At 59.9% G+C, this 26,142-nt stretch carries 29 protein-coding genes; 15 read left to right on the top strand and 14 right to left on the bottom strand.

Annotated features, from left to right (window positions below):
* Nucleotides 1–3: 3 nt before the first annotated feature.
* The 4 genes from flgH to ACYZT8_RS07775 form a co-directional block, all read right to left on the bottom strand.
* Nucleotides 4–699, bottom strand: coding sequence for a flagellar basal body L-ring protein FlgH (gene flgH, locus ACYZT8_RS07790; RefSeq protein WP_461980225.1), 696 nt, complete (start codon nucleotides 697–699; stop codon nucleotides 4–6).
* 51 nt (nucleotides 700–750) lie between these two features.
* The gene (gene flgG / locus ACYZT8_RS07785; protein ID WP_027922324.1) at nucleotides 751–1,536 is read right to left on the bottom strand and encodes a flagellar basal-body rod protein FlgG; all 786 of its coding nucleotides are present in this window, start codon (nucleotides 1,534–1,536) and stop codon (nucleotides 751–753) included.
* Nucleotides 1,537–1,581: 45 nt separating this feature from the next.
* Nucleotides 1,582–2,322 (bottom strand): flagellar basal body rod protein FlgF, encoded by a 741-nt coding sequence (locus tag ACYZT8_RS07780; protein WP_010457018.1) that lies wholly within the window; start codon nucleotides 2,320–2,322, stop codon nucleotides 1,582–1,584.
* Nucleotides 2,323–2,641: 319 nt separating this feature from the next.
* Nucleotides 2,642–4,204, bottom strand: coding sequence for a sigma-54-dependent transcriptional regulator (locus ACYZT8_RS07775; RefSeq protein ID WP_461980224.1), 1,563 nt, complete (start codon nucleotides 4,202–4,204; stop codon nucleotides 2,642–2,644).
* Nucleotides 4,205–4,514: 310 nt separating this feature from the next.
* On the opposite strand from ACYZT8_RS07775, the gene phhA reads away from it, so the two are divergent.
* From phhA to ACYZT8_RS07745, 6 genes are all read left to right on the top strand, one after another.
* Nucleotides 4,515–5,303: a phenylalanine 4-monooxygenase gene (phhA, locus tag ACYZT8_RS07770; protein WP_461980223.1), complete on the top strand. Its 789-nt coding sequence runs from the start codon at nucleotides 4,515–4,517 to the stop codon at nucleotides 5,301–5,303.
* 117 nt (nucleotides 5,304–5,420) lie between these two features.
* Nucleotides 5,421–5,777, top strand: coding sequence for a 4a-hydroxytetrahydrobiopterin dehydratase (locus tag ACYZT8_RS07765; protein ID WP_123509107.1), 357 nt, complete (start codon nucleotides 5,421–5,423; stop codon nucleotides 5,775–5,777).
* Nucleotides 5,777–6,970, top strand: a complete 1,194-nt coding sequence (locus tag ACYZT8_RS07760; RefSeq protein ID WP_461980222.1) for an amino acid aminotransferase — start codon at nucleotides 5,777–5,779, stop codon at nucleotides 6,968–6,970. The genes ACYZT8_RS07765 and ACYZT8_RS07760 overlap by 1 nt, the downstream gene beginning before the upstream one ends.
* A 279-nt stretch (nucleotides 6,971–7,249) precedes the next feature.
* The gene (locus ACYZT8_RS07755; protein WP_017337149.1) at nucleotides 7,250–7,381 is read left to right on the top strand and encodes a hypothetical protein; all 132 of its coding nucleotides are present in this window, start codon (nucleotides 7,250–7,252) and stop codon (nucleotides 7,379–7,381) included.
* 77 nt (nucleotides 7,382–7,458) lie between these two features.
* Nucleotides 7,459–7,644 (top strand): hypothetical protein, encoded by a 186-nt coding sequence (locus ACYZT8_RS07750; RefSeq protein ID WP_461957763.1) that lies wholly within the window; start codon nucleotides 7,459–7,461, stop codon nucleotides 7,642–7,644.
* A gap of 99 nt (nucleotides 7,645–7,743) precedes the next feature.
* Complete coding sequence (locus tag ACYZT8_RS07745) at nucleotides 7,744–8,958, top strand: MFS transporter (RefSeq protein ID WP_461980221.1); 1,215 nt, start codon at nucleotides 7,744–7,746, stop codon at nucleotides 8,956–8,958.
* On the opposite strand, the gene arfB is transcribed toward ACYZT8_RS07745, so the two are convergent.
* Both arfB and ACYZT8_RS07735 read right to left on the bottom strand, forming a co-directional pair.
* The gene (gene arfB / locus ACYZT8_RS07740; RefSeq protein ID WP_123364512.1) at nucleotides 8,955–9,368 is read right to left on the bottom strand and encodes an alternative ribosome rescue aminoacyl-tRNA hydrolase ArfB; all 414 of its coding nucleotides are present in this window, start codon (nucleotides 9,366–9,368) and stop codon (nucleotides 8,955–8,957) included. The genes ACYZT8_RS07745 and arfB overlap by 4 nt on opposite strands.
* Before the next feature lie 217 nt (nucleotides 9,369–9,585).
* Complete coding sequence (locus ACYZT8_RS07735) at nucleotides 9,586–11,001, bottom strand: amino acid permease (protein ID WP_461980220.1); 1,416 nt, start codon at nucleotides 10,999–11,001, stop codon at nucleotides 9,586–9,588.
* Nucleotides 11,002–11,932: 931 nt separating this feature from the next.
* On the opposite strand from ACYZT8_RS07735, the gene ACYZT8_RS07730 reads away from it, so the two are divergent.
* Nucleotides 11,933–12,070, top strand: a complete 138-nt coding sequence (locus tag ACYZT8_RS07730) for a hypothetical protein (protein WP_010461921.1) — start codon at nucleotides 11,933–11,935, stop codon at nucleotides 12,068–12,070.
* Between the two features lie 69 nt (nucleotides 12,071–12,139).
* On the top strand, nucleotides 12,140–13,105 hold the full coding sequence (locus ACYZT8_RS07725) for a leucyl aminopeptidase (protein ID WP_461980219.1): 966 nt from the start codon (nucleotides 12,140–12,142) through the stop codon (nucleotides 13,103–13,105).
* 175 nt (nucleotides 13,106–13,280) lie between these two features.
* Here ACYZT8_RS07725 and rluB read toward each other — a convergent pair whose 3' ends face one another.
* The 6 genes from rluB to ACYZT8_RS07695 all read right to left on the bottom strand — a co-directional run bounded on the left by rluB (nucleotide 13,281) and on the right by ACYZT8_RS07695 (nucleotide 18,407).
* Complete coding sequence (rluB, locus tag ACYZT8_RS07720; protein WP_461980218.1) at nucleotides 13,281–14,579, bottom strand: 23S rRNA pseudouridine(2605) synthase RluB; 1,299 nt, start codon at nucleotides 14,577–14,579, stop codon at nucleotides 13,281–13,283.
* A 156-nt stretch (nucleotides 14,580–14,735) separates the two neighbouring features.
* Complete coding sequence (locus tag ACYZT8_RS07715) at nucleotides 14,736–14,927, bottom strand: DUF1289 domain-containing protein (RefSeq protein WP_461980217.1); 192 nt, start codon at nucleotides 14,925–14,927, stop codon at nucleotides 14,736–14,738.
* A 147-nt stretch (nucleotides 14,928–15,074) separates the two neighbouring features.
* Nucleotides 15,075–16,067 (bottom strand): SMC-Scp complex subunit ScpB, encoded by a 993-nt coding sequence (gene scpB, locus ACYZT8_RS07710; RefSeq protein ID WP_461980216.1) that lies wholly within the window; start codon nucleotides 16,065–16,067, stop codon nucleotides 15,075–15,077.
* 11 nt (nucleotides 16,068–16,078) lie between these two features.
* The gene (locus tag ACYZT8_RS07705; RefSeq protein ID WP_461957756.1) at nucleotides 16,079–16,900 is read right to left on the bottom strand and encodes a segregation and condensation protein A; all 822 of its coding nucleotides are present in this window, start codon (nucleotides 16,898–16,900) and stop codon (nucleotides 16,079–16,081) included.
* Nucleotides 16,901–17,530: an L-threonylcarbamoyladenylate synthase gene (locus tag ACYZT8_RS07700; RefSeq protein WP_461957755.1), complete on the bottom strand. Its 630-nt coding sequence runs from the start codon at nucleotides 17,528–17,530 to the stop codon at nucleotides 16,901–16,903.
* 13 nt (nucleotides 17,531–17,543) lie between these two features.
* The gene (locus ACYZT8_RS07695; protein ID WP_461980215.1) at nucleotides 17,544–18,407 is read right to left on the bottom strand and encodes a PHP domain-containing protein; all 864 of its coding nucleotides are present in this window, start codon (nucleotides 18,405–18,407) and stop codon (nucleotides 17,544–17,546) included.
* Nucleotides 18,408–18,494: 87 nt separating this feature from the next.
* Here ACYZT8_RS07695 and ACYZT8_RS07690 point away from each other — a divergent pair, with 87 nt between their 5' ends.
* The 6 genes from ACYZT8_RS07690 (at nucleotide 18,495) to ACYZT8_RS07665 (ending at nucleotide 22,780) form a co-directional block, all read left to right on the top strand.
* On the top strand, nucleotides 18,495–19,091 hold the full coding sequence (locus ACYZT8_RS07690; RefSeq protein ID WP_461980214.1) for a septation protein A: 597 nt from the start codon (nucleotides 18,495–18,497) through the stop codon (nucleotides 19,089–19,091).
* A 1-nt stretch (nucleotide 19,092) separates the two neighbouring features.
* Nucleotides 19,093–19,392 carry a YciI family protein gene (locus ACYZT8_RS07685; RefSeq protein ID WP_008156126.1) on the top strand — a complete coding sequence of 100 codons (300 nt, stop codon included), beginning with the start codon at nucleotides 19,093–19,095 and terminating at the stop codon, nucleotides 19,390–19,392.
* A 109-nt stretch (nucleotides 19,393–19,501) separates the two neighbouring features.
* Nucleotides 19,502–19,915, top strand: coding sequence for a translation initiation factor 2 (locus ACYZT8_RS07680; protein WP_461980213.1), 414 nt, complete (start codon nucleotides 19,502–19,504; stop codon nucleotides 19,913–19,915).
* Nucleotides 19,916–19,922: 7 nt separating this feature from the next.
* Nucleotides 19,923–20,600 carry a response regulator transcription factor gene (locus ACYZT8_RS07675; protein WP_461980212.1) on the top strand — a complete coding sequence of 226 codons (678 nt, stop codon included), beginning with the start codon at nucleotides 19,923–19,925 and terminating at the stop codon, nucleotides 20,598–20,600.
* A 125-nt stretch (nucleotides 20,601–20,725) separates the two neighbouring features.
* Nucleotides 20,726–21,175: a Spy/CpxP family protein refolding chaperone gene (locus ACYZT8_RS07670; RefSeq protein WP_461980211.1), complete on the top strand. Its 450-nt coding sequence runs from the start codon at nucleotides 20,726–20,728 to the stop codon at nucleotides 21,173–21,175.
* A gap of 264 nt (nucleotides 21,176–21,439) precedes the next feature.
* Nucleotides 21,440–22,780: a sensor histidine kinase gene (locus ACYZT8_RS07665; protein WP_461980210.1), complete on the top strand. Its 1,341-nt coding sequence runs from the start codon at nucleotides 21,440–21,442 to the stop codon at nucleotides 22,778–22,780.
* A gap of 130 nt (nucleotides 22,781–22,910) precedes the next feature.
* On the opposite strand, the gene ACYZT8_RS07660 is transcribed toward ACYZT8_RS07665, so the two are convergent.
* Entirely contained in the window at nucleotides 22,911–23,474 is a 564-nt protein-coding gene (locus ACYZT8_RS07660) for a nitroreductase family protein (RefSeq protein ID WP_461980209.1), read from the bottom strand.
* Nucleotides 23,475–23,596: 122 nt separating this feature from the next.
* On the opposite strand from ACYZT8_RS07660, the gene ACYZT8_RS07655 reads away from it, so the two are divergent.
* Nucleotides 23,597–25,051, top strand: coding sequence for a TrkH family potassium uptake protein (locus ACYZT8_RS07655; RefSeq protein WP_461957749.1), 1,455 nt, complete (start codon nucleotides 23,597–23,599; stop codon nucleotides 25,049–25,051).
* Here the strand turns inward: ACYZT8_RS07655 and ACYZT8_RS07650 are convergent.
* Nucleotides 25,008–26,069: an AraC family transcriptional regulator gene (locus tag ACYZT8_RS07650; RefSeq protein WP_461980208.1), complete on the bottom strand. Its 1,062-nt coding sequence runs from the start codon at nucleotides 26,067–26,069 to the stop codon at nucleotides 25,008–25,010. The two genes, ACYZT8_RS07655 and ACYZT8_RS07650, sit on opposite strands and share 44 nt — an antisense overlap.
* Between the last annotated feature and the right edge of the window lie 73 nt (nucleotides 26,070–26,142).

Raw genomic sequence — 26,142 nt, 5'->3', positions numbered from 1 at the left:
CACCTAGAAAGGGAACAGCGGGCTGAGGAAGAAACGGTCGAACCAGCCTGGCTGACTCGCATCGGCAAACGCACCGGTGCCCGAGTAGGTGATGCGTGCATCGGCGACGCGGGTCGACGACACGGTGTTGTCGGTGGCGATGTCATCGGAGCGCACCATGCCAGCAATCCGCACCAGCTCATCGCCGGTGTTGAGCGTCAGCCACTTCTCGCCGCGCACGGCGATGATGCCGTTGGGCAGCACGTCAGCCACGGTCACGGTGATCGAACCGGTCAGGCTGTTGCTCTGCCCGGACTTGCTGTCGCCCTTGGTCGCGCGGTCACCTTCGTAACCGACGTCCAGGCTCAGACTACCGCTGCCCACCGGATCGTTGGTGCTCAGACCGCCGCCAAAGAACGAGCTCAGGCCGATGTCGGTCTTGCTGTTCTTGCCGATCTGCGAGTTAGCATTTTTGCTGGCTTGGGTGCGTTCGTTCAGGGTGATGGTGATGATGTCACCAACCCGGAACGCCTTGCGGTCGCTGTACAGGTTCTGTTCAAAACCGGCCTGATAGATCGAGCCGTTATTGGCGGCAGCCGGCAACGGCGTACGCGGCAACACCGGGGCGTAGTAAGGGTCATTGGGCTTGGGCGGCGGAGCGACGCAGCCCGCGAGCACGACGACCCCACTCAGTGCCAGAACAGATACAAAGCGATTCATGACCCTACCTCACGGTGTTGCAGGCGGCCTCATGGCCGCCTCATAGACTGATTACAGATTCTGCGTTACGAACGAGAGCATCTGGTCGGCGGTGGAAATCACCTTGGAGTTCATCTCGTAGGCGCGCTGAGTAGTGATCATGTTGACCATCTCTTCAACGGTGCTGACGTTGGACGTTTCCAGGGTGTTCTGCAGCGTGGTACCGAAACCGTTCAGGCCCGGGGTGCCGACTTGCGGTGCGCCGCTGGCAGCCGTTTCCAGGAACAGGTTGTTACCCACGGCTTGCAGACCGGCCGGATTGATGAAGTCGGCGGTTTGCAGGTTGCCGATCACCTGGTTGGCCGGGTTACCCGGAACGGTGATGGACACGGTGCCGTCGCGACCGACCGTGAAGGTCTGCGCGTCGTTCGGAATGACGATGGCCGGCTCCAGGGCGAAGCCGCTGGCGTTGACGATCTGACCGTTGGAGTCAAGGTGGAACGTGCCGTCACGGGTGTAGGACGTGGTGCCGTCCGGTTGCAGGATCTGGAAGAAACCGCGGCCGTCGACGGCCAGGTCGAGTGGCTGCTCGGTGGTTTGCAGGCTGCCGGCGGTGAAGTTTTTCTGGGTGCCGACGATGCGCACACCGGTACCCACTTGCAGACCCGACGGCAGTTCGCTGTCCTGAGTCGACTGAGCGCCTGGCTGGCGTTTGATCTGATAGAGCAAGTCCTGGAACTCGGCGCGGTCACGTTTGAAACCCGTGGTCGACACGTTGGCCAGGTTGTTGGAAATGGTCGTCAGGTTGGTGTCCTGGGCGGACAGACCTGTTTTGGCAACCCATAGAGCCGGAAGCATTCGATTCTCCTCGTGCGCCTGTTTTACGGCGCGACGTTCTGATAATTAGCTGATCTGCAAGACCCGAGCCATGGCCTGGTCATCGTCTTTGGCGGTGTTCATCATCTTGATGTGCAGCTCGAACTGCTTCGACAAGGCCAGCACCGAGGTCATCTCTTCCACGGCGTTGACGTTGCTCGACTCAAGGAACCCGGACACCAGTTTGACGCCCGCATCGGCTTGCGCCGGCTTGCCGTCCTTGGTGTGGATCGAACCGTCCAGGCCTTTGGTCATGTTCTTCAGGTCAGGGTTGACCAGTTTGATGCGGTCGACTTCAGCCATCACGCGCGGGCCTTCGCCCATCGCACGGATGCTGATGGTGCCGTCTTCACCCACTTCGATTTGCTGCTCGGGCGGCACGGCGATCGGTCCGCCATTGCCCATCACCGGCATACCGTTGCCGGCCCGCAGCACGCCCAGGGCGTCCACGTTCAGGCTGCCGGTGCGCACGTAGCTTTCAGCGCCATCGGGGGTCTGCACGGCGATCCAGCCATTGCCTTGCACCGCGACGTCGAGGTCGCGACCGGTTTCAACCAGCGAACCTGGAGAGAAGTCGGTGGCCGGACGCTCGGTCATGGCAAACGCACGCGCCGGAAAGCTGTCACCAAACACCGGCATCGAACGAGCCTGCTCCAGGTCCTTCTGAAAACCGTTGGTGGAGATGTTTGCCAGGTTGTTGGCATGAGCCTTCTGCGCCAGTGCATTCTGGCTGGCGCCGGTCATTGCCACATAAAGGTACTTATCCACGCTCTTTCCTCTGCATGCCGGACGTTTGCCGCCCACCGCTGTACTGCTGAGCGATAAGCAATTTGCAGACCAACTTTCTTTTGACGGCGCGAGGCCCGGCAAACAAAGGACTTGAGGGGTTTTGTGGAGATTGGGGAAATGTATCGGAGACGAAAAACCGGCGGTGTTATGCCGTTTGGTGGCAAGGATCAGCCTTGATGCTGATCGTTCCCACGCTCTGCATGGGAATGTATCAATGGACGCTCTGCGTCCGCCTTGGGACGCGGAGCGTCCCGGGATGCATTCCCACGCGGAGCGTGGGAACGATCATTGCCTCAGTTTAAGCTCCGGGGTCTTTGCCGACTTCGTACTCACGCAACTTGTTGGCAATGGTCGTATGGGAAACCCCCAAGCGCTTGCCCAGCTGCCGACTGCTTGGATGCTCGGAATACAACCGCTCCAGCACCGCTTTCTCAAAGCGCCCGACGATCGCATCCAGCCCGCCCTCCAGCGAGAAATCGCCAAGCGGCTGACGCACGCCGTAATCCGGCAAGCGAATGTGCTCGGCCTTGACCGTCCCCCCTTCGCACAACGAAACCGCCTGGAACAACACGTTCTCCAACTGGCGGACATTGCCCGGCCAGTGGTAATGACTCAGCCGCTCCATCGCCGCCGGCGCGAGTTTCGGCAGCGGGCAACCGATCTGCCGGCTGGCCTGATCGAGGAAGTGCTCCACCAGCGGCGTCAAACCGTCGAGGCATTCACGCAGCGGCGGGATGTGCAGCGAAAGCACGTTCAAGCGGTGATACAAATCCTGGCGAAACTCACCGCGCGCGCACAACTCGGACAAGTCCACCTGCGTCGCGCAGATCACCCGCACATCCAGATAAACCTCTTCATCACTGCCTACACGACGGAAGCAACCGTCCTGCAGGAAGCGCAGCAATTTCACCTGCAAGCGCGGGCTCATTTCCCCGACGCCATCGAGAAACAGCGTACCGCCCGCCGTCAGCTCCAGCAGCCCGAGCTTGCCTTCGGCCCGCGCCCCTTCGAAAGCACCGGGGCCGTAACCGAACAACTCGGTCTCGGCCATCGATTCCGGCAGACCGGCACAGTTGAGTGCCATCAACGGTGATTGGCCGCGAGGGCTCGCCAGATGACAGGCACGCGCCAACAACTCTTTACCGGTGCCGGTTTCGCCTTCTATCAATAGCGGCGCATCCAGCGGCGCCATGCGTCGGGCTTCGCGCACCACCGCGGCCATGACCCTGGAGCTCTGGAAGATGCTGTCGAACCCGCGCAGTTCCTGCTTGCGCACGTTATAGATGCGTTCACCCACCCGATCAGCCCGGTGCAAGGTCAACACCGCGCCCGCCATGGCTTCACTGTCGTCATGCTCCGATTGCAGCGGCGCGATGTCTGCGAGAAACACGTCACCCTTGACCTTGACCCGCAAACCATTGATCCGCGACTTGTTGGCGCGCACCAGTTCCGGCAAGTCGAAGTCCTCGGCATACCGCGACAACGGAATGCCCGGCACCTCATCGACCCGCACACCCAGCAACTGCGCCGCCGCACGGTTGGCCGCGACGATGGAGCCGCCCATGTCGATCGACAGCACCGGAAACTCCAAGGCGCCGAGCAAGGCATTGAGCTCCATGTGCCGACGCTCGCTGGGCATCAGCCCTACACGCTTGACGCCAAACACCCCGGCAATCGACTCGAATTTCGGACGCAATGCCTGGAACTGAATGTTGATCAGGTTCGGGCAATGCAGGTAGATCGCATTGCCATGCTCACCGCCGACCTCGCCGCGAGCGACGTTGATCCCGTACTCGACCAGCAAGTTGAGAATGTCGCGCAGGATGCCGATGCGGTTCTGGCAGTGGACTTTGATACGCATATAAAAGGCCTGAAAAGCGGTGAATGGTTTAAATGCCTGCGTGCTTTCCTTGTAGGAGTGAGCCCGGCAAGATTTTTCTGCGGAGGCACGCAGATAGTCGTCAAGATTATGTGACACCTTTGCACCGTTTCAAACCGGCAAATCTCAATCGCTGCGCCATGGGCGTCAAACCGTAACGAATACTTTACGAAAAACGACGATTTTTCCTACGCATGCCAGCGTTCACCTACTGCATCACCGCACGCCTTGGGGTATTTCTAAATCCATAGCAGCACATAACAAGAACGAATTCCCCTAGCAGGAGAGCAGCATGAAGCAGACGCAATACGTGGCTCGCGAGCCCGATGCGCAAGGTTTTATCGACTACCCCGCTGAAGAACATGCGGTGTGGAACACGCTGATTACTCGTCAACTGAAAGTGATCGAGGGGCGTGCGTGCCAGGAATACCTGGACGGTATCGAAAAACTCGGTCTGCCCCACGATCGCATTCCGCAACTGGGTGAGATCAACAAAGTCCTCGGTGAAACCACCGGCTGGCAAGTGGCTCGGGTTCCGGCGCTGATCCCCTTCCAGACCTTTTTCGAGTTGCTCGCCAACAAGCAGTTTCCGGTCGCGACGTTTATTCGTACCCGAGAAGAGCTGGATTACCTGCAAGAGCCGGACATTTTCCACGAGATCTTCGGCCACTGTCCGCTGCTGACCAACCCATGGTTCGCCGAATTTACCCACACCTACGGCAAACTCGGCCTACAGGCCACCAAGGAAGAACGCGTGTACCTGGCGCGTCTGTACTGGATGACCATCGAGTTTGGCCTGGTCGATACGCCAGAAGGCCTGCGCATTTACGGCGGCGGCATTCTCTCCTCGCCGAAAGAAACCGTTTATTGCCTGTCGGACGAACCTGAGCATCAGCCGTTCGATCCGCTGGAATGCATGCGCACGCCGTATCGCATCGACATCCTGCAACCGCTGTACTTTGTCCTGCCAAACCTCAAGCGTCTGTTTGATGTGGCTCATGAAGACATCATGAGCATGGTCAAGCAAGGCATGCAGCTGGGTTTGCACGCGCCTAAATTTCCGCCAAAAAAAGCCGCGTGATCCGCAGCTTTTAGAATCAAGTGAGCCTGTCAGAAACCGACGCTTTGGTTTAGCGTGGGGGTACCGCGCGGTTCCGCTGACGGCCGATTTCCAATAATTAGATTTCAGGAACTCATCATGTCCACATTGAACCAAGCCCATTGCGAAGCCTGCCAAGCCGGCGCTCCTCAGGTCAGCGACGAAGAACTGCCGGTACTGATCAAGCAGATCCCGGACTGGAACATCGAAGTGCGCGACAGCGTGATGCAGCTGGAAAAGGTTTTTCTGTTCAAGAACTTCAAACACGCACTGGCCTTCACCAACGCGGTCGGTGAAATCTCCGAGGCCGAAGGTCACCACCCGGGCCTGTTGACCGAGTGGGGCAAAGTCACCGTGACCTGGTGGAGCCACTCCATCAAGGGTCTGCACCGCAACGATTTCATCATGGCCGCACGCACTGACGACGTGGCCAAGGACGCCGAGGGCCGCAAATAATGCATTTCGACGCCATAGGTCGAGTTCCCGGCGACCCGATTCTCGGCCTGATGGAGGCCTATGCGCAGGACCCGAACCCGCGCAAATTCGACCTTGGCGTGGGCGTCTATAAAGATGCCCAGGGCCTGACCCCGATTCCCCAGTCCGTGAAGCTCGCCGAGCAGCGCCTGGTGGATCGTCAGACCACCAAGACCTATATCGGTGGTCACGGCGAACCGGCGTTCGGCAAGGCGATCAATGAGCTAGTGCTCGGCGTCGATTCTCCTCTGATCGCCGAACAACGGGCCGGCGCAACCCAGACCCCGGGCGGCACCGGCGCGCTGCGCCTGAGCGCCGACTTCATCGCCCAGTGCCTGCCGGGCCGTGGCGTGTGGCTGAGCAACCCGACCTGGCCGATCCACGAAACCATTTTCGCGGCCGCCGGGGTCAAGGTCAGCCATTACCCGTACGTCGGCAGCGATAACCGCCTCGACGTCGAAGCCATGCTCGCAGTCCTCAAGGATGCGCCGAAGGGCGACGTGGTTTTGCTGCACGCCTGCTGCCATAACCCGACCGGTTTCGATCTGTCCCATGACGATTGGCGCCGAGTACTGGACGTAGTGCGCAGCCGCGATCTGGTGCCGCTGATTGACTTCGCTTACCAGGGTTTCGGCGACGGCCTGGAACAGGATGCGTGGTCGACTCGGTTGTTCGCTGCCGAGCTGCCGGAAGTGCTGATCACCAGTTCCTGCTCGAAGAACTTCGGTTTGTACCGGGACCGCACTGGCGCGCTGATTGTCTGTGCGAAAACCGCTGAAAAACTGGTGGATATCCGCAGCCAACTGGCCAACATCGCCCGCAACCTGTGGTCGACGCCACCGGATCACGGCGCTGCCGTGGTGGCGACGATTCTTGGCGATCCGGAGCTGAAAAGCCTCTGGGCCGACGAAGTGGAGGCCATGCGTTTGCGCATTGCCCAACTGCGCAGCGGCCTGGTGGAAGCGCTTGAACCGCATGGCTTGCGTGAACGCTTTGCGCATATTGGTGTGCAACGCGGGATGTTTTCCTACACCGGTTTGACGCCGGATCAGGTTAAACAACTGCGTGATCATCACAGCGTGTACATGGTCGGCACCGGCCGGGCGAACGTGGCCGGGATCGACGCGACACGCCTGGATCTGCTGGCCGAGGCAATCGCCGAAGTCTGCAAATAAACCCGCCCTCCACTGATCGTTCCCACGCTCCGCGTGGGAATGCAGCCCGGGACGCTCTGCGTCCCAAAAGCGGACGCGGAGCGTCCATTGAGGCATTCCCACGCAGAGCGTGGGAACGATCATCCCCGCAACTGCTACTGACCTGTCTAGACAACGCCATCCGTCGAAACAAATGGATATAAAAGTCTGATTGTCATTTCTCCTGCTGTATCCTGCCCAAGCTTTTTAAAAGCGCGGATCTACCAGATCTATCAACAGACTTTGCGAGGAGCGCGAAACATGCACGAGATCCCTAATCTCCCCTTCCCAAGCCTGCACGAAACTGAGCAGACAACCCCGCAACAAGCCGGTGCCCAACAGCCCGAGCCGAAAGAAGCCACTGAACGCCGCCAGGCCGACAGCGAAGACTGAAACACCTGCAATGCCAGACCGTGTGGAAAGCGCTAAGATGCGCTTTCCACACCGCCTGAACCCTTGAGCTGCCCACCATGACCGACGACTTTTCTGAAACTCAAGCCAGCGTGCTGATCGGCACCGCCGAGAAGATGATCGAGATCTGGAATCGCCTGTCCCCCGAGAAACAAGCCGCGTTGCTCGCCCGTTTCGGCAGCGAAGAAAACGCCCTGGCCGCCCTGGTCACGACGCAATTGGTTGCCCCCGCCAAACCTGAATAACCCCGCCCGGCAAATAGTTTTACTTTTCCACGCCCTGCGGCCGTTCGCGCCGCTATCATAAGCAGCCTATCTATCCCGCTTTCCCGTGGACCTTTACCCATGTCTGAAAACCAGCGCCCCCTGGCGGTCACGCTGCAAGTCGTTTCCATCGTTCTCTTTACCTTCATCGGCTACCTGAACATCGGCATTCCTCTCGCCGTATTGCCCGGCTACGTCCACAGCGACCTCGGCTTCGGCGCCGTGATCGCCGGACTGGTGATTAGCGTGCAATACCTGGCCACCCTGCTCAGCCGGCCGTACGCCGGGAAAATCATCGACAACAAGGGCAGCAAACTCGCGGTGATGTACGGCCTCGCCGGCTGCGGTTTGAGCGGCGTATTCATGCTGATTTCGGCCTGGACCCAAAGCCTGCCGATGCTGAGCCTGATCAGTCTGTTGATCGGCCGCCTGGTTCTTGGCAGCGCGGAAAGCCTGGTGGGTTCCGGCTCGATTGGCTGGGGCATCGGCCGGGTCGGCGCGGCGAACACAGCCAAAGTCATCTCCTGGAACGGCATCGCCAGTTACGGCGCACTGGCGGTCGGTGCGCCGTTGGGCGTGCTGCTGGTCAGTCAATTGGGCTTGTGGAGCATGGGCGTGAGCATCGTGCTGCTGGCCGTCCTCGGCCTGGCGCTGGCCTGGCCGAAAACCGCCGCGCCGATTGTGGTCGGTGAGCGGCTGCCGTTCATGCACGTGCTGGGACGGGTCCTGCCGCACGGTTGCGGCCTGGCGTTGGGCTCGATCGGATTCGGCACCATCGCCACCTTCATCACGTTGTATTACGCCACGCAACACTGGGACAACGCGGTGCTGTGCCTGAGCCTGTTCGGCGCCAGCTTCATCGGCGCGCGGCTGCTGTTCGGCAACCTGATCAACCGCCTCGGTGGCTTTCGCGTGGCGATTGCTTGCCTATCGGTGGAAACCCTGGGGTTGTTGCTGCTGTGGCTGGCACCTGATGCTCATTGGGCACTGGCCGGCGCGGCATTGAGCGGTTTCGGCTTCTCGCTGGTGTTCCCGGCGTTGGGCGTGGAAGCCGTCAACCTGGTGCCCGCCTCCAGCCGTGGTGCGGCGGTCGGGGCCTATTCGCTGTTCATCGATTTGTCGCTGGGGATTACCGGGCCAGTGGCCGGTGCGATTGCCGCCGGGTTTGGCTTTGCCTCGATCTTCCTGTTCGCCGCTCTCGCTGCGTTAAGCGGTTTGGCGCTGAGCGTTTATTTGTACCGGCAAGCGCCCAAGCACCTTAATGAAAAGTATCGTGAAGAGCGCGACGCGCGCTAGAAATCGATCTTGCCGCGTCCAGCCTTGATGCTGCCGCGCTTGGTCTTGGACTCCAGCCGACGCTTCTTCGAGCCGAGGGTCGGCTTGGTCGGACGGCGTTTCTTTTCGACCTTTGTGGCGCTAAGAATCAACTCGGTCAGCCGCTCCAACGCATCGGCGCGATTGGCTTCTTGTGTGCGGTATTGCTGGGCCTTGATGATCAACACCCCTTCGCTGGTGATGCGACTGTCACGCAGCGCCAGCAGTCGCTCCTTGTAAAACTCAGGCAAGGACGAGGCCGGAATGTCGAAGCGCAGGTGCACGGCGCTGGAGACCTTATTGACGTTCTGCCCACCGGCGCCTTGCGCGCGAATGGCCGTCAACTCGATCTCGGCATCGGGCAGATGCACATTGTTGGAAATCACCAGCATGGAAAAAGCGTCCGTATTCAGAACGCGCAGGATACCGCGAATGGACTGAACGAACGCGCCCCCTGTGGGAGCGTGGCTTGCCCGCGATTCAGGCACCGCGGTTCATCAGGTACACCGCGTAATCGTTCATCGCGGGCAAGCCACGCTCCCACAGGTTTTACAGCGCGCACAAAAAACCCGGCACATTGGCCGGGTTTGTTGTTTCTGCGTGCTGCGCTTACTTCGCGTTTGCCGCGTGCAACGCATGCCGAGCACTGCGCTTGTTCTTGATGCCGTAGCAAACCCACATGAACGCAACCCACAGCGGAATCGCATACACGGAGATCTGGATGCCCGGGATCAACAGCATCACGCCGAGGATGAACACCACGAACGCCAGGCAGATGTAGTTCCCGTACGGGTACCACAGAGCCTTGAACAGCGGCGTCTGTTTGGTTTTGTCCATGTGCTGGCGGAACTTGAAGTGCGAGAAGCTGATCATCGCCCAGTTGATCACCAGAGTCGCAACCACCAGCGACATCAACAGTTCCAGCGCATTCTGCGGGATCAGGTAGTTCAGCAACACCGCGATCAACGTCACCGCCGCCGAGGCGAGGATCGAGCGCACCGGCACGCCGCGCTTGTCGATCTTCGACAAGGCTTTCGGCGCATCGCCCTGCTCGGCCATGCCCAGCAGCATGCGGCTGTTGCAGTAAGTGCCGCTGTTGTACACCGACAGCGCCGCGGTCAGGACCACGAAGTTGAGGATGTGCGCGGCGGTGTTGCTGCCAAGCATCGAGAACACTTGTACGAAAGGGCTGCCGCTGTACGAATCACCCGACGCGTTCAGGGTCGCCAACAGGCTGTCCCACGGCGTCAGCGACAACAGAATGACCAGTGCACCGATGTAGAAAATCAGGATCCGGTAGATCACCTGGTTGATGGCTTTCGGGATCACGGTTTTCGGTTTGTCGGCTTCTGCTGCGGTGAAACCGAGCATTTCCAGGCCGCCGAAGGAGAACATGATGATCGCCATGGCCATCACCAGACCGCTGACACCGTTCGGGAAGAAGCCGCCGTGAGCCCACAGGTTGGTCACGGATGCTTGAGGACCGCCGTTGCCGCTGACCAGCAAATAGCTGCCCAACGCGATCATGCCGACAATCGCCACGACCTTGATGATCGCGAACCAGAACTCGGCTTCGCCAAAGACTTTGACGTTGGCCAGGTTAATCAGGTTGATCAGCACGAAGAACCCGGCGGCCGAGACCCAGGTCGGAATGTCCGGCGCCCAGTAGTGGATGTATTTGCCGACCGCAGTCAGCTCCGACATGCCCACCAGAATGTACAGAATCCAGCAGTTCCAGCCCGACAGGAAGCCGGCGAAACCGCCCCAGTATTTGTGGGCGAAGTGGCTGAAGGAACCGGCAACGGGCTCTTCGACAATCATTTCGCCGAGCTGGCGCATGATCATGAAAGCAATGAAGCCGCAGATGGCGTAGCCGAGGATCATCGACGGGCCGGCAGATTTCAGTACGCCGGCCGAGCCGAGGAACAGCCCGGTACCAATCGCGCCACCGAGGGCGATCAATTGAATATGGCGATTTTTCAGGCCGCGTTTCAGCTCGCCTGAATGCGAGTTTTGTCCACTCATGAAAAAGGGTCTCACGCAAGGTTTGATGATGTTCGTTAGACGATGCTGCTCAGTTACGATTTCAAGCAGCGTCGATCAAACCCCAGAGAAGGCAAAAGGAGTTCAGCGTTTTTACAACGGTCATGCGTCACCTGTTTGTTTTTATCTGTGACGAAATCGAACCCGGCACGCTTGTGGCGCGGCGGAGTGAACAAGGCGGATAGCCTTGAGGTTTGCGCAGATGCGCAGGAGGTCACAGTTAAAACGCGGCGCATTGTACACCTGTAACCCCCTGCTGCCAGACACCGCTGGATCAGCGCGTCGTTTGCCGGGATTGCCTGTGTCCGCCCCGAGGGTCTCGGGCGGCTGCAAAAACTGGGTCAGACCTTTGCGGGTCTTCGATGAGGGCGACGGAAAAATCGCCCCTTGGGGAGAAGTGGAAATGAGTCACGGCGTACATTGCGCCTCCTTCTTGTTATGCACCTGCACGACAGGCATGGGGCGCATCTCACCCTTCCAGCGCCGCTGAAACAAGCGGGCCAGAGCGCTGCAGGGTCAGTGAATGGCGTGTTTGCGGCAGGTTTTCCTTACACCCCTTCCGCAAGCGTCAATCCAAGGGCTTTCAGGCGCTATTCCGTCAGCTTTTCTTTACAAGCTGTAACGCATATTTTCCAAATCAGATCAATCTGTAGGACGACTGCAAATTGACGATAGGAAGCTTCCTAAGGAAAGGGCTGAGTTAGTTTTTGTTTTTTATCGATAAATTCTTCGCTAAAAAACAGAATAAAAAGTTCAAATAAATCTAATTTGATTATTTTTTTGCAATTTAAAAACCTCTGAACTAGGTTTTCAGCGACTTGCCGAAACGCATCGACCGGCAAGTTGGCGGGTTATTCAATGACTGAAAAACACGCCGCTGCACTTACCGAAAAAGTCATCTAGGAGATTCACAATGCAAGCACTTGAAAAAGACTTGGAAACTGAACTGCAACTGGACGATTGGTTTGAAGCACCGACCCATGAAGCCGCCGTTGAAATGATGCAAGCCGATGCGGTCGTTCCGTTCGGCACGGCGATGTGGCCTTTGTAAGACACCCCGGCAGGCATGATCCGGCCGGTTGTGCCTGTCACTTTTTCTCGGTTTGTCAGGGAGGACTACATGGATAAGCAACGCGCCATTTCGCATTTCCTTTACTACCTCGAACACCACCCTGCCCTTGCCGGCATCAACCCGGCTAAGGTTTTGCTCGGCCACACCGCTGATTACGAGGCACTGACCGGCGCGATCGCCGAACAGGCCAGTGACAACCAGCCCTTCCGTTTCAGCGCACTGCGCCTGGACCTCGAACCGACCGAAAAGCTGGCCCAGGCGATTGCCGACAGCGATCTGTACATTTTCTTCTACGACTCTTCCACCCTGCCCAATCCACGCCCCGAAGGCCCGGAGTTTGTCCGTGCGCTGCAAGGCGTGATGGCCGAGAACTGGAAGAAGTCGCTGCTGTTCAAGGATTACGGCGATTATTTCTACGACACCTTCATTGTCACTCCGCAGCGTATAGCGGGGCTGAACAGCCACTTGATTCAGCGCATGTCCCACGCGACAACATTAAGTTTCAAAGATGATCACGGTTCGTGGTTTGAAACACCGATGCATAGCATCAAGAAGTGGACCGATATCAACGGTGTCGGCAACTTTGATTTGGCCCCCGGTGAAATTGCGACGCACAGCGAAGCGATCAACGGCCAGGTGAAGTTCATGGGGACTTTCCTCAGCACCATTCCATTTGCCCGCAAGTACGGGGTGCTGGATTCGCCGCTGGAGTTGTGGATCGAGAATTCGACCATCCGCAAAATCGCCACCGATGTGCCGGGGCTGGAACATGACTTCAACAAGTACCTGGAGGCCAATCCGTCGAATCGGCGCATTGAGGAACTGGGGATTGGCACCAATGAAGGCGTGAAGGCGCTGTATGCGCGCAATGCCGGGTTTGAGGAGCGCCATTGCGGGCTGCACCTCGGGTTGGGGGGTGGGGCCAAGGGCAGCCATCATCTGGACCTGATCTTCTCCAGCGGCGTGTTGGCGCTGGATGATGAGCCGGTGTTTGATGGGCGCTTTGTGTTTTAAGCGAGATGACTAATCGTTCCCACGCTCCGCGTGGGAATGCAGCCCGGGACGCTCTGCGTCCCATTGGAACGCGGAGCGTCCCTAGAGGCATTCCCACGCAGAGCGTGGGAACGATCAGCCAGACAAAAAAAAACGCCAACCCGAAGGTTGGCGTTTTTTATGGGGCGCTTACCGATTACTCAGGCTTGCGACGACCGAAGCCCGGACGCTGGCCCGAACCGGCTGGCGCACCACGGCGCTTGCCCGACGGTGCATCCTTGTCGACCAGAACGATGCCTGGACGCTTCTTCGCCGGTGCCTTGGCCGGGCGCTTGGTGTCGGAAGGACGGTCTGCCACTGGCGTACCGCGGCTCGAATCACCACGAGACTCACCACGACCAGCTGGAGCACCGCGATCGCTACGACCACCGGACGGAGCACCACGGCCTTCGCCGCGCTCGGTGCGACCGTTGGCCGGACGTGGCGTGCGTGGACCGCGCTCGCCGTCAGCACGAGGTGCTGCTGGCTTGCGGGCTGGACGCTCGCCTTCGATTTGCGGTTCACGGGAGTCACGCGGCGTAGCAGCGGTCTGGTTACCGATGGCTGGACGCAACGAACGCACGCGCTCGGTCTTGCCCATTGGACGCGACGATTTACGCTGCATGCGGTCGAGCTTGTCTTTGCTCTTGGCGTTCATCTGCGGCATGGCCACAGGCGTCAGGCCCACTTCAGCACTCAGAATGTCGACTTCGTACTGGCTCATTTCGCGCCAGCGACCCATCGGCAGGTCGGAGTTGAGGAACACCGGACCGAAACGCACGCGCTTCAGACGGCTGACCACCAGGCCCTGGGATTCCCACAGACGACGAACTTCGCGGTTGCGACCTTCCATCACCACGCAGTGATACCAGTGGTTGAAACCTTCGCCACCTGGAGCCTGCTTGATGTCGGTGAACTTGGCCGGGCCGTCTTCGAGGACGACGCCCGCTTTCAGACGCTCGATCATCTCGTCATCGACTTCGCCACGTACACGCACCGCGTATTCACGGTCCATTTCGTAGGAAGGGTGCATCAGGCGGTTGGCCAGCTCACCGTCGGTGGTGAACATCAGCAGGCCGGTGGTGTTGATGTCCAGACGACCGATGTTGATCCAGCGACCTTCTTTTGGTTTCGGCATCTTGTCGAAAACGGTCGGACGGCCTTCCGGATCAAGGCGGGTGCAGATTTCGCCGTCCGGCTTGTTGTACATGATCACGCGGCGTACCGACTCGGCGGCTTCTTCGCGCTTGATCACCTTGCCATCAATGGTGATGGCGTCGTGCATGTCGACGCGCTGCCCGAGGGTGGCGTCTTTGCCATTGACCTTGATGCGGCCGTGGCTGATCCAGGCTTCCACGTCACGGCGCGAGCCGACGCCGATACGGGCGAGGACTTTCTGCAGTTTTTCGCCTGCTGGGCCGATTTCCTGGTCGTCTTTCTGGTCGTTGATACTCATCTGGGCACCTCCCGGTGTGGTCTGTTCAGGCGGCCCTTGATTGAGCGTCCTGAAGCGATGTAAATCTAATCACTTGGCGAGGGGATCGCCGAAGGGTCGCGAATCATACGCTCATGGGAGCGTTTGCGCATCAGAGACTAGCTGATGATTGCCTGCTTATTTGCTTTTACGCCGAACGGCACCGCCGAGTTTGATCAATCGCAGCGAGGCTTCAGCCAGGACGGTGCGCTTGTCGGTCTTGTCGAGTTTCTTCCAGGCCTTGATCTCGCGCTTGCTGCGGCCGCAGCCGAGGCAGATGTCGTCGGTGAATTTGCAGACGCTGATGCAGGGGTCTTTGGTTGAGCTCATCAAATACTCCAGCCAACACAAAACCCCTGTGGGAGCTAGCCTGCTAGCGATGAGGGAGTTTCAGTCGACATCATTGTTGCCTGACACTCCCTCATCGCTAGCAGGCTAGCTCCCACAGGGGGGCCTTCTTTGCCTACGGGATTTGGGTCAGTCATCGAACTCGCGGCGTTCGGCTTCGATGGCTTCGGCGAGGGCCCGGGCTTCGGCTTCTTCGTCGCTCAATTCGGGCTCGGGTTTGTGTTGTTCAAGGGCGGCGACAGCGGCGAGGAGTTTCTCGCGTGCCTCGGCAACACCGAGCACGTCGTCTTCAAGCTCTTCTTCCGGCTCTTCTTCGACTGTGGCTTCGGGTTCGACCTGAAGTTCAACTTCGATCTCGGGCTCCGGCTCCGGCTGATCCAGCACCTCTTCAGATTCCACCACCGCGCTATCGCGCAAAATGTCATCGAAGTCGGTCTTGATCCCCTCCTCCATGGTGTCCAGTTCCAGCAACAGCGTATGGAAGCTGGTTTCTTCCTTGGGCTCCTCCGGCTCGGCGCTGGCGTCCGCCAGTTCCTGCAACCCGGCCGGCACCGGCGCGTCGTCGAAGTCGAGTACCGGATCCGGCTCCATCTCTCGCAGTTCCGCCAGCGGCGGCAAATCGTCGAGGTTCTTCAGGTTGAAGTGATCGAGAAACGCTTTGGTGGTGGCGAACATCGCCGGTTTGCCGGGCACGTCGCGGTACCCGACGATGCGGATCCACTCGCGTTCCAGCAAGGTTTTGACGATGTGCGTGTTGACCGCCACGCCCCGTACGTCTTCGATCTCGCCCCGGGTAATCGGCTGGCGATAAGCGATCAGGGCGATGGTTTCAAGCATGGCGCGCGAGTAACGCTGCGGCCGCTCTTCCCATAGGCGCCCGACCCACGGCGAGAACTTTTCGCGGATCTGCAAGCGATACCCTGAAGCCACTTCCGTCAGCTCGAAGGCACGACCGTCACAGGATTTGGCGAGAATCGTCAGGGCTTTCTTGAAGACCGGCGGTTCCGGCCGCTCGCCCTCTTCGAAGAGTTCGAACAGGCGTTCAAGCGATTGCGGTTTTCCCGAGGCCAACAGAAAGGCTTCAAGCAGTGGCGCCAGCTCGCGGGGTTCAGTCAGGTTCATGATTCAACTCGTTATTCGGCTCGGGCTCGCACGTGGATCGCCGCGAACGGCTCATTCTGCACCAGCTCGACCAAAGATTCCTTGACCAGTTCGAGGATCGCCATAAAGGTCACCACCACCCCCAGACGTCCCTCTTCAGCGGTGAACAACTCGACAAAGGGCACGAAACCGCCGCCCTTGAGCCGTTCCAGCACGTCGCTCATGCGTTCGCGGGTGGACAGCGCCTCGCGGCTGACCTGGTGGCTTTCAAACATGTCGCCACGGCGCAGGACCTCGGCCATCGACAGCAATATTTCCGAAAGTCGCACGTCCGGCAACAGCTTGCGCGCCCTGGCTTCCGGGGCGTCGAGCTTGGGCACCACCACGTCACGGCCGACCCGGCTCAAGCCATCAATGCCTTCGGCGGCAGCCTTGAAGCGTTCGTATTCCTGCAAGCGGCGGATCAGCTCGGCGCGCGGGTCGTCTTCTTCGTCTTCGATGGTCTCGGCACGCGGCAGCAGCATCCGCGATTTGATCTCGGCGAGCATCGCGGCCATCACCAGGTACTCGGCGGCCAGTTCCAGGCGCACCGACTGCATCAATTCGACATACCCCATGTACTGACGGGTGATTTCCGCCACCGGGATGTCGAGGATGTTGATGTTCTGTTTGCGGATCAGGTACAGCAGCAGGTCGAGGGGACCTTCGAATGCTTCAAGGAAAACCTCGAGCGCATCCGGCGGGATGTACAGGTCCAGCGGCATTTCCATGACCGCCTGGCCATAGACCATGGCGAAGGGCAGCTCTTGCTGAGCGCCGGCCTGGCTGTCGACCACGGGTTCTACTGCAGACATCTACGCCTCGGCCATGAACGGCGTAGGGTCGCCGCAACCGACGCGGATCACTTCCGGTTCGCCGTCGGCGAGGTTGATCACGGTGGACGCCTTGATCCCGCCGAAACCGCCGTCGATGATCAGGTCGACCTGATGCTCAAGCAACTGACGCATCTCGTAAGGATCGCTCATCGGGTCGGTTTCGCCGGGCATGATCAGGGTCACACTCATCAGCGGCTCGCCGAGCTCTTCCAGCAGCGCCAGGGCAATCGGATGGCTCGGCACCCTCAGGCCGATGGTGCGTTTTTTCGGGTGCAGCAACAGCCGCGGGACTTCGCGGGTGGCGTTGAGAATGAAGGTGTAAGGCCCCGGCAAGTGCGCCTTGAGCAGGCGGAATGTGCCTGTGTCGATCTTGGCGAACAGCCCCAGTTGCGACAGGTCGCTGCAAATCAGCGCGAAGTTGTGTTTGTCATCCAGCCCGCGCAATCGGCGCACGCGATCCACGGCAGTCTTGTCGCCGATCTGGCAACCAATGGCGTAGGAAGAGTCTGTGGGATAAATCACCACCCCGCCGTTGCGGATGATCTCGACAGCCTGTTTGATCAGGCGCACTTGCGGGTTTTCCGGATGAATCTGGAAAAATTGACTCACATTCTCTACCTGTTCAGACGGCGGCAATAATTGGGTCATGTTTGAATCGACACCACAGTGGTGGCAGATCCTCCGGAAGCGGGCGGTATTCCCCGATCTCGGACCAGCCTCCAGGGCCATGAAAATCACTGCCGGCGCTGACCAGCAGACCGAATTCGCGGGCAAGAATCGCCAGACTGCCCACTTGCTCGGCGGGCTGATGGCCATTGACCACTTCAATTGCGTGGCCCCCGGCTTGAATATAGTCAGAAATCAGGCGACGACGCTTGCTGCGAGTGAAATCGTAGTGCCACGGATGCGCCAGGCTGACCCAGGCCTTCGCGGCGCGAAGGGTTTCGACCGTGTCCTCCAGGGTCGGCCAGTGCTGCTTGACGTCGCCCAGCTTGCCGGCGCCCAGCCATTTACGGAACGCTTCGGCGCGATCCTTGACGAAACCTTCACGCACCATCCAGTCGGCGAAGTGCGGACGGGCCGGCGCGTTGCCGCTGTCACCCAGTTCCTGCTGAATCGCCCGGGCACCTTCCAGCGCGCCCGGCATGCCTTTCAAGGCCAGCTTGCGGCTTATTTCTTCGGACCGTAACCAGCGACCATCGTGCAATTTGGCGATTGCCTCGACCAACGGTGCGGCATTGACATCAAATCCGTAGCCGAGCACATGAATGGTCGCGCCGCCCCAGGTGCAGGACAATTCGACGCCATTGACCAGTTGCATCCCCAGCGCCGTCGCGGCACTGCGGGCCTCATCGAGGCCTTCAAGGGTGTCGTGATCGGTCAAGGCCAGGACTCGCACGCCTTTCTCGAACGCACGCGCCACCAGGACAGCAGGCGCAAGAGCGCCATCGGAGGCGGTGCTATGGCAGTGCAAATCGACATTCACGGGGATGTGTTACCTCAAATCAGCTGGCGCTATCGCGCGCCCATATGTTTGTTATTATGCCGCCACATCCTGCTTCTGGCTGCCACTGTGAAACAATTCATCGATTTCATCCCGCTCCTGCTATTTTTCATCGTTTTCAAAATCGATCCACGGGTCGTCGACATCGGCGGTCATCAACTGACTGTAGGCGGTATTTACAGCGCGACCGCAATGCTGATCATCAGCTCGCTGGTGGTTTACGGTGCGCTGTTCATCAAGCAACGCAAGCTGGAGAAGAGCCAGTGGCTGACCCTCGTCGCCTGCCTGGTCTTCGGTAGCCTGACCCTGGCGTTCCACAGCGAGACCTTCCTGAAGTGGAAAGCACCGGTGGTCAACTGGCTGTTCGCCCTTGCGTTCATTGGCAGCCACTTCATCGGCGACCAACTGCTGATCAAGCGCATCATGGGCCACGCACTGACCCTGCCGGACCAGGTCTGGACGCGACTGAACATCGCCTGGATCGGCTTTTTCCTGTTTTGCGGTGCCGCCAACCTGTTCGTCGCGTTCACGTTCCAGAGCTACTGGGTCGACTTCAAAGTCTTCGGCAGCCTGGGCATGACGTTGCTGTTCCTGGTCGCCCAGGGCATTTACCTGTCCCGCCACCTGCACGACGCCGATACCACCACGCCAAAAACCGAGGACTGACATGCTTTACGCAATCATTGCCACAGACGTCGCCAACTCCCTGGAAGCCCGCCTGGCCGCTCGGCCTGCCCACCTCGAGCGCCTGCAAGTGCTCAAGGGCGAAGGTCGTATCGTATTGGCCGGCCCGCACCCGGCGGTCGACAGCAATGATCCGGGCGCTGCGGGTTTCACTGGCAGCCTGATCGTCGCCGAGTTCGATTCCCTGAGCGCCGCCCAGGCCTGGGCCGATGCGGATCCGTACATCGCCGCAGGCGTCTACGCCAACGTTTCGGTCAAGCCGTTCAAGCAAGTCCTCCCGTAAATCCCCATTGCGCGGTGAACCTTGTCGGTTCATCGCGCGCTCAACGCTCATTATTCTCGTTCAGCGGCCGACAACCTGCCCAATACTCGTATTGGAATCAGGAGTGGCGATGCGCAAAGGTCCGTTGTGTCTGATGTTGGTGACGTTGTCGATGGTGGCCCCTGCCCACGGTGAAGAAAGCGTCGAGGGTCACAGTTCGACGCCGCTGTCGTTGAGTGCCGGCAGCCAGATCACCGAGTTGCAGCAGCGCTTGAAGGCAAGTGAGCAGCAACGAGAAGAACTGAGCAAACAACTGCAAAATACCGATAGCGAACGCGAAAGCGCTCAGCTGAGCCGGTTGCGCCAAGAGAATCAGCGTCTCAAGCTGCAACTCAAGGAAGCCCAGGCCAGCAATCCGCTGCCACGACTGCTGACTGATCAGCAGCAATGGTTCGTAATCGGTGGCGGAGTTGCGCTATTGGCCCTGCTCTGCGGTATCTTCGCCAGTGGTGCCACCAGAAAACGTCGGCAATGGCTAAATTGAGTGAGTGATGAGCGAGCTGTTATTAATTGATGATGACCAGGAGCTGTGCGAGCTCCTGAGCAGTTGGCTGAGCCAGGAAGGCTTTCAGGTCCGTGCCTGTCACGACGGCCAGAGCGCTCGCCGTGCGCTGGCCGAAACCTCCCCCGCCGCCGTGGTGCTGGACGTGATGCTGCCGGACGGCAGCGGTCTGGAACTGCTCAAGCAATTGCGCAGCGACCACCCTGACCTGCCGGTGCTGATGCTTTCTGCGCGTGGCGAGCCGCTGGACCGCATCCTCGGCCTGGAACTCGGCGCTGACGACTACCTGGCCAAGCCGTGCGACCCACGGGAATTGACAGCCCGTCTGCGCGCTGTATTGCGCCGCAGTCATCCGGCGGCGGTGTCCAGCCAGCTCGAACTGGGCGACCTGTGTTTCAGCCCGGTGCGTGGCGTGGTCAGCATCGACGAACAGGAATTCACCCTCACCGTCTCCGAAAGCCGTCTGCTTGAAGCCCTGCTCAAGCAACCCGGCGAGCCGCTGGACAAACAGGAACTGGCGCAACTCGCCCTCGGCCGCAAGCTGACCCTGTACGACCGCAGCCTGGACATGCACGTCAGCAACCTGCGCAAAAAGATCGGCCCGCACCCCGACGGCCGCCCGCGCATCATTGCCCTGCGTAGCCGTGGTTACTACTACAGCCTGTAAGTTTTGTCAGGTCGGCGAGAAATCGTCTTTACCGAAGCTTTACGCTCCGCTGACCGCCGCTGACCTTGATCTCCGTAATCTGAACTCATCCGGAACGTACCGGGAACGAGACAAGGAGATTCACCATGCGCAAGACTCTTATCGCTCTGATGTTCGCTGCCGCCCTGCCGACCGTTGCCATGGCCATGCCTGAAGGTGCCGGCCCGATGGGCGGTCCGATGGATGGCTCGCGCCACGGCGGTCAGATGCACGGCCTGCACGGTAAAGGCCCGTACAGCCAGCTGGACCTGAGCCGCGAACAGCGTGAGCAGATCCGCAAAATCATGGGCGAGCAGATGCACGAGCGTAAGCAAGTGGTCGAGAAGTACCTGGAGAAACTCTCGCCGGCCGACCAGAAAGCCATGAAAGACGAAATGGCCGCCAACCACAAAAAAGCCGAAGCCGATGTCCGTGGCCTGCTGAAACCGGATCAACAGAAGAAATTCGACGAGATCCAGAAGAAGAAGGCTGAGCGCCGCGCCGAATGGGCCGAGTTCAAGGCGTGGAAAGCGCAACAACCGCAAAAAGCGCAATAATGCGTTAACCCCGGACCCGACGGCTAAACCCGTTGGGTCTTTTGCTACTCAGATCATTGTGGGAAAGAGCCTGTGTGGCGAGGGGATTTAGCGATACGTCGCACCGCCCCGTTGGGCTGCAAAGCGGCCCCGAATCGAACATTGCGGTGTTTCAGATACACCGCAAGCAATGGTTTGACGACTGCTTCGCAGCCGAACGGGGATAAATCCCCTCGCCACACAAGCCCGCTCCTACATGGATTTGTGTTTGTCTGAGGAATTTCTGTGCGCTCATTGTTCTGGCGTATCCTGGCCAGCTTCTGGCTGGCCATCGCTCTGGTTGCAGGGCTTTCCATTCTGCTCGGGCACATGCTCAACCAGGATGCGTGGATTCTCAGTCGCCACCCGGGCCTCAACACCCTGGCCGAACAATGGACGCAAACCTACGAAGCCCAGGGAGAGGAAGCGGCCCAGGACATTCTGGAACAGCGCAAGCGCCAGTATCACATCGACGTTCAGGTGCTCAACGAGAGCGGCGACCCGGTGGTGCGCGGCACCTTCCCCCGGCGTGCGGCGGCCTTCGAAGCGCGGCAGAACAACGACGATCGCCGCCTGCCGTGGCGGCGTCTGACTGCGGAATACACCAGCGAGAAAACCGGCGACACCTACCTGCTGATCTATCGCATCCCGCACCCGGAACTGGACTCATGGCACCGTGAAAGCCTGCTTTGGCCGTTGAGTGCGCTGGGCATTGCGCTGGTGGTACTGACGCTGTTCAGCCTGTTCGTGACCCTGTCCATTACCCGACCGCTGAGCCGCTTGCGGGGCGCGGTGCATGACCTTGGGCAAACCACCTATCAGCAAAACAGCCTGGTAAAACTGGCCAACCGTCGCGACGAATTTGGTGTGCTGGCCAACGATTTCAACCGCATGGGTGCGCGTCTGCAAAGTCTGATCGGCAGCCAGCGGCAATTGCTGCGCGACGTGTCCCATGAACTGCGCTCACCGCTGGCGCGACTGCGCATTGCACTGGCACTTGCCGAACGTGCCACCCCCGAAGAACGGGAAAAACTCGCGCCACGCCTGACCCGCGAATGCGACCGGCTGGAAGCGCTGATCAGTGAAATCCTGGTACTGGCGCGAGTCGATGCCGACAACGCCAGCGCTGAAGACGTGGATCTGAACACATTGCTCAGCACGCTGCAAAAGGATGCTCAATTGAGTTCGCCGGAGCAGACCGTTCGCCTCGACGCGGAACCGCAGCTGAACCTCAAAGGCTGGCCGACGATGATCGAGCGCGCCGTCGACAACCTGCTGCGCAACGCGCAGCGCTTCAACCCTCAGGGGCAGTCGATTGAAATGCAGGCGGTGCGTCAGGGTGAGCGAATTGTGGTCAGCGTCAGGGACCATGGGCCCGGTGTCGACACCGAGCATTTGACTCAACTGGGTGAGCCGTTCTATCGGGCTCCGGGTCAGACGGCGGCCGGGCATGGCTTGGGATTGGCCATTGCGCGACGCGCGGCAGAGCGGCATGGCGGGAGCCTGGTGTTGGCCAATCACCCGCAGGGCGGGTTCATTGCCAGCCTGGAGTTACCGTTGGTGCCGGGAATCATCGTCCAACCCTGACCCCCTGTGGGAACGACAGGCCTTGATCGTTCCCACGCTCCGCGTGGGAATGCCTCAAGGGACGCTCCGCGTTCCAATGGGACGCAGAGCGTCCCGGGCTGCATTCCCACGCAGGTCGTGGGAACGATCCTTACTGACCAGGCCAGGCGCTGACGAATTCGGCCAGATCCACCTTCTCCGCTACGCGCGGTTCTTTCTGCGGCGTGCCGAGGTACAGGAAGGCAATCACCTCTTCCCCTTCCGCCAAGCCCAACCCTTTTGCCACATGCGTCGAATACGCCAGTTCACCGGTACGCCACACCGCGCCAATGCCTTGCGCGTAAGCAGCCAGCAGAATCCCGTGAGCCGCACACCCTGCCGCCAGGAGTTGCTCGGATTTCGGGTATTTGACGTGATCCTGCAACCGCGCAATCACCACAACCACCAGCGGCGCGCGCAATGGACCGTTACGTGCCTTGTCCAGCGTCGCCTCGGACACCTCGCTGTCTTGCAGCTTCGCCGCTTCGGCCAGCAACTCGCCCATTTGCTCGCGCGCTGCACCTTCGACTGTCAGGAACCGCCAAGGCTGCAAATGGCCGTGGTCCGGCGCACGCATCGCGGCAGAAAACAGCACTTCGCGCTGAGCTGCGGTGGGGGCCGGTTCGAGCAGTCGTGGAACGGAAACACGGTTGAGCAAAGCGTCGAGAGCCTGCATCGGCCACCTCCTGAAAAATATGTGCGGCTATTCTAGCTGCAAGTGCGTTGGAGGTGCCGGTTTACATGCCCTGCCCCGCAGGTAGAATGGCGCCCTTCCTACTTTCAGCCCGAGCGGACTTCATGGCGTTGCCGACCTTACGTCTTATTGGTTTCATCATCGGCCTCTTCCTGATCACGCTGGCCATCGCCATGGTCGTGCCCATGGCCACGCTGGTGATTTACGAACGCACGGGCGATCTGCCGTCGTTCCTCTGGGCGAGCATGATCACCTTTGTCGCCGGCCTCGCGCTGGTCATCCCCGGTCGCCCGGAACATGTGCATCTGCGTCCGCGGGACATGTACCTGCTGACCGTCAGCAGTTGGGTGGTGGTGTGCATCTTCGCTGCGCTGCCGTTCCTGCTGACCCAACGCATCAGCTACACCGACTCTTTCTTCGAAAGCATGTCCGGCATCACCGCCACCGGGGCGACGGTGCTCACCGGCCTGGACACCATGTCCCCCGGCATCCTGATGTGGCGTTCATTGCTGCACTGGATCGGCGGTATCGGCTTTATCGGCATGGCGGTAGCGATTCTGCCACTGCTGCGCATCGGTGGCATGCGCCTGTTTCAGACCGAGTCGTCGGACCGTTCCGAAAAAGTCATGCCCCGTTCGCACATGGTGGCGCGCTTGATCGTTGCGGCTTACGTCGGCATCACCATTCTCGGCAGCCTGGCGTTCTGGTGGGCCGGGATGAGCCCGTTCGATGCGATCAACCATGCGATGTCGGCGATCTCCACCGGCGGGTTCTCCACCTCCGACCAGTCCCTGGCCAAGTGGACGCAACCGGCGGTGCACTGGGTGGCGATTGTCATCATGATTCTCGGCAGCCTGCCGTTCACCCTGTACGTGGCGACCTTGCGCGGCAACCGTCAGGCGCTGATCAAAGATGAGCAGGTTCAAGGTTTGCTCGGCATGTTGCTGGTGACGTGGCTGGTGCTCACCACCTGGTACTGGTGGACCACTCAGTTGCATTGGCTGGACGCGCTGCGGCATGTGGCGCTGAACGTGACCTCGGTCGTCACGACGACAGGATTTGCACTGGGGGACTACAGCCTGTGGGGCAATTTCTCGCTGATGCTGTTCTTCTATCTGGGTTTTGTCGGGGGTTGCTCGGGCTCGACTGCCGGCGGGATCAAGATTTTCCGCTTCCAGGTCGCCTACATCCTGCTCAAGGCCAACCTTAACCAATTGATTCACCCGCGCGCGGTGATCAAGCAGAAGTACAACGGCCACCGTCTCGACGAAGAGATCGTGCGTTCGATCCTGACCTTTTCGTTCTTCTTCGCCATCACCATCTGCGTGATCGCGTTGCTGCTGTCGCTGCTTGGCGTGGACTGGATGACCGCCCTGACCGGCGCTGCCAGCACCGTGTCCGGCGTCGGTCCGGGATTGGGCGAGACCATCGGCCCGGCAGGCAACTTCGCTACCCTGCCGGACGCCGCCAAGTGGATTCTTTCGTTCGGCATGCTGCTGGGCCGACTGGAGATCATTACGGTGTTTGTTCTGTGTATTCCTGCGTTCTGGCGGCACTGACAACCCCAGGCGTTTCCGTCAACCGCGCCCGGTACTCGCCGGGCGTCGAGTCGAACCAGCGCCTGAAGGCGCGGAAGAAGTTGCTCGGATCGGCGAACCCCAACAGGTAGGCAATTTCCAGCAAGGTCATGGTTGGCTGCGCCAGGTATTGCTCGGCCAGTTCACGTCGCGTGTCGTCCAGCAACGTTTGAAAACTCGTGCCTTCTTCCTGCAAGCGTCGCTGCAAGGTGCGCTGCGACAAGTGCAGGGTCTGCGCCACCGTCTCGCGCTTGGGTTCGCCCTGGGGCAGCAAACGGCACAGCACCTGCCGCGCCTTGTGGGTTACGCGGCTCTCGGAAAACCGCGCCAGGTATTCGCCGGCAAACCGGTCATGCAACAGCGCCATTGCCTCGTTGGCCGTCGGTAGAGGTGCTTCCATGTCGGCGCGCTCAAAGATCAAGGCGTCGTAGGGCGCGTTGAACACCAACGGCGCGTGGAAGGCCAGTTTGTAAGGCTCGAGATCGGCGGGCTGATCGCCCTCCAGCAGCACTTTGCGCGGTTGCAGGGTTCGACCGGTCAACCAGCCGCACAGCGCCAGCGCACAGGCCAGTGACGCTTCGGCGCTCTGTCGGGTCGGCGGCAAGTGATCGCCATGCACCGTCAGAATCAACGCATAACCTTCATCCAGCAGTCGGAAACTCAGGTCAGCACTTTCGGCAATGATCCGCTGATAACGCACCAGTCGCTGAAAGCCTTCGGCCAGGGTCTGGCTGGACATCAGAGCGTAGCCGGCCACATGGAAGGAGGCCGGTCGCACCACCTTGCCCATGTTCAGGCCGATCGCCGGGTTGCCGGACAGCTCGACCGCTCGCTGCCACAGTCGTGTCATGGAATCTTGCGGGAAGCGCGCATCCGGATCATCCAGTGACGCGTAGTCGAGCCCCAGCTGCTTGAACAGAAGCCGGCAATCCAGGCCGTCCATCTCCAGTGTTTTGACAATCCCCATCGCCCAGCTTGCAGAAGTCGTTCGTTCGCTCATGGCGTCTACTTACTACTTTGTGAGCCGTCTACCGCGGCAAATTTGCGAAGGATACTAAAGTGGCGCCTATTGT

It is taken from the genome of Pseudomonas sp. LB3P93, assembly GCF_054898025.1.
This window is presented reverse-complemented; position numbering and strand designations above follow the sequence as displayed.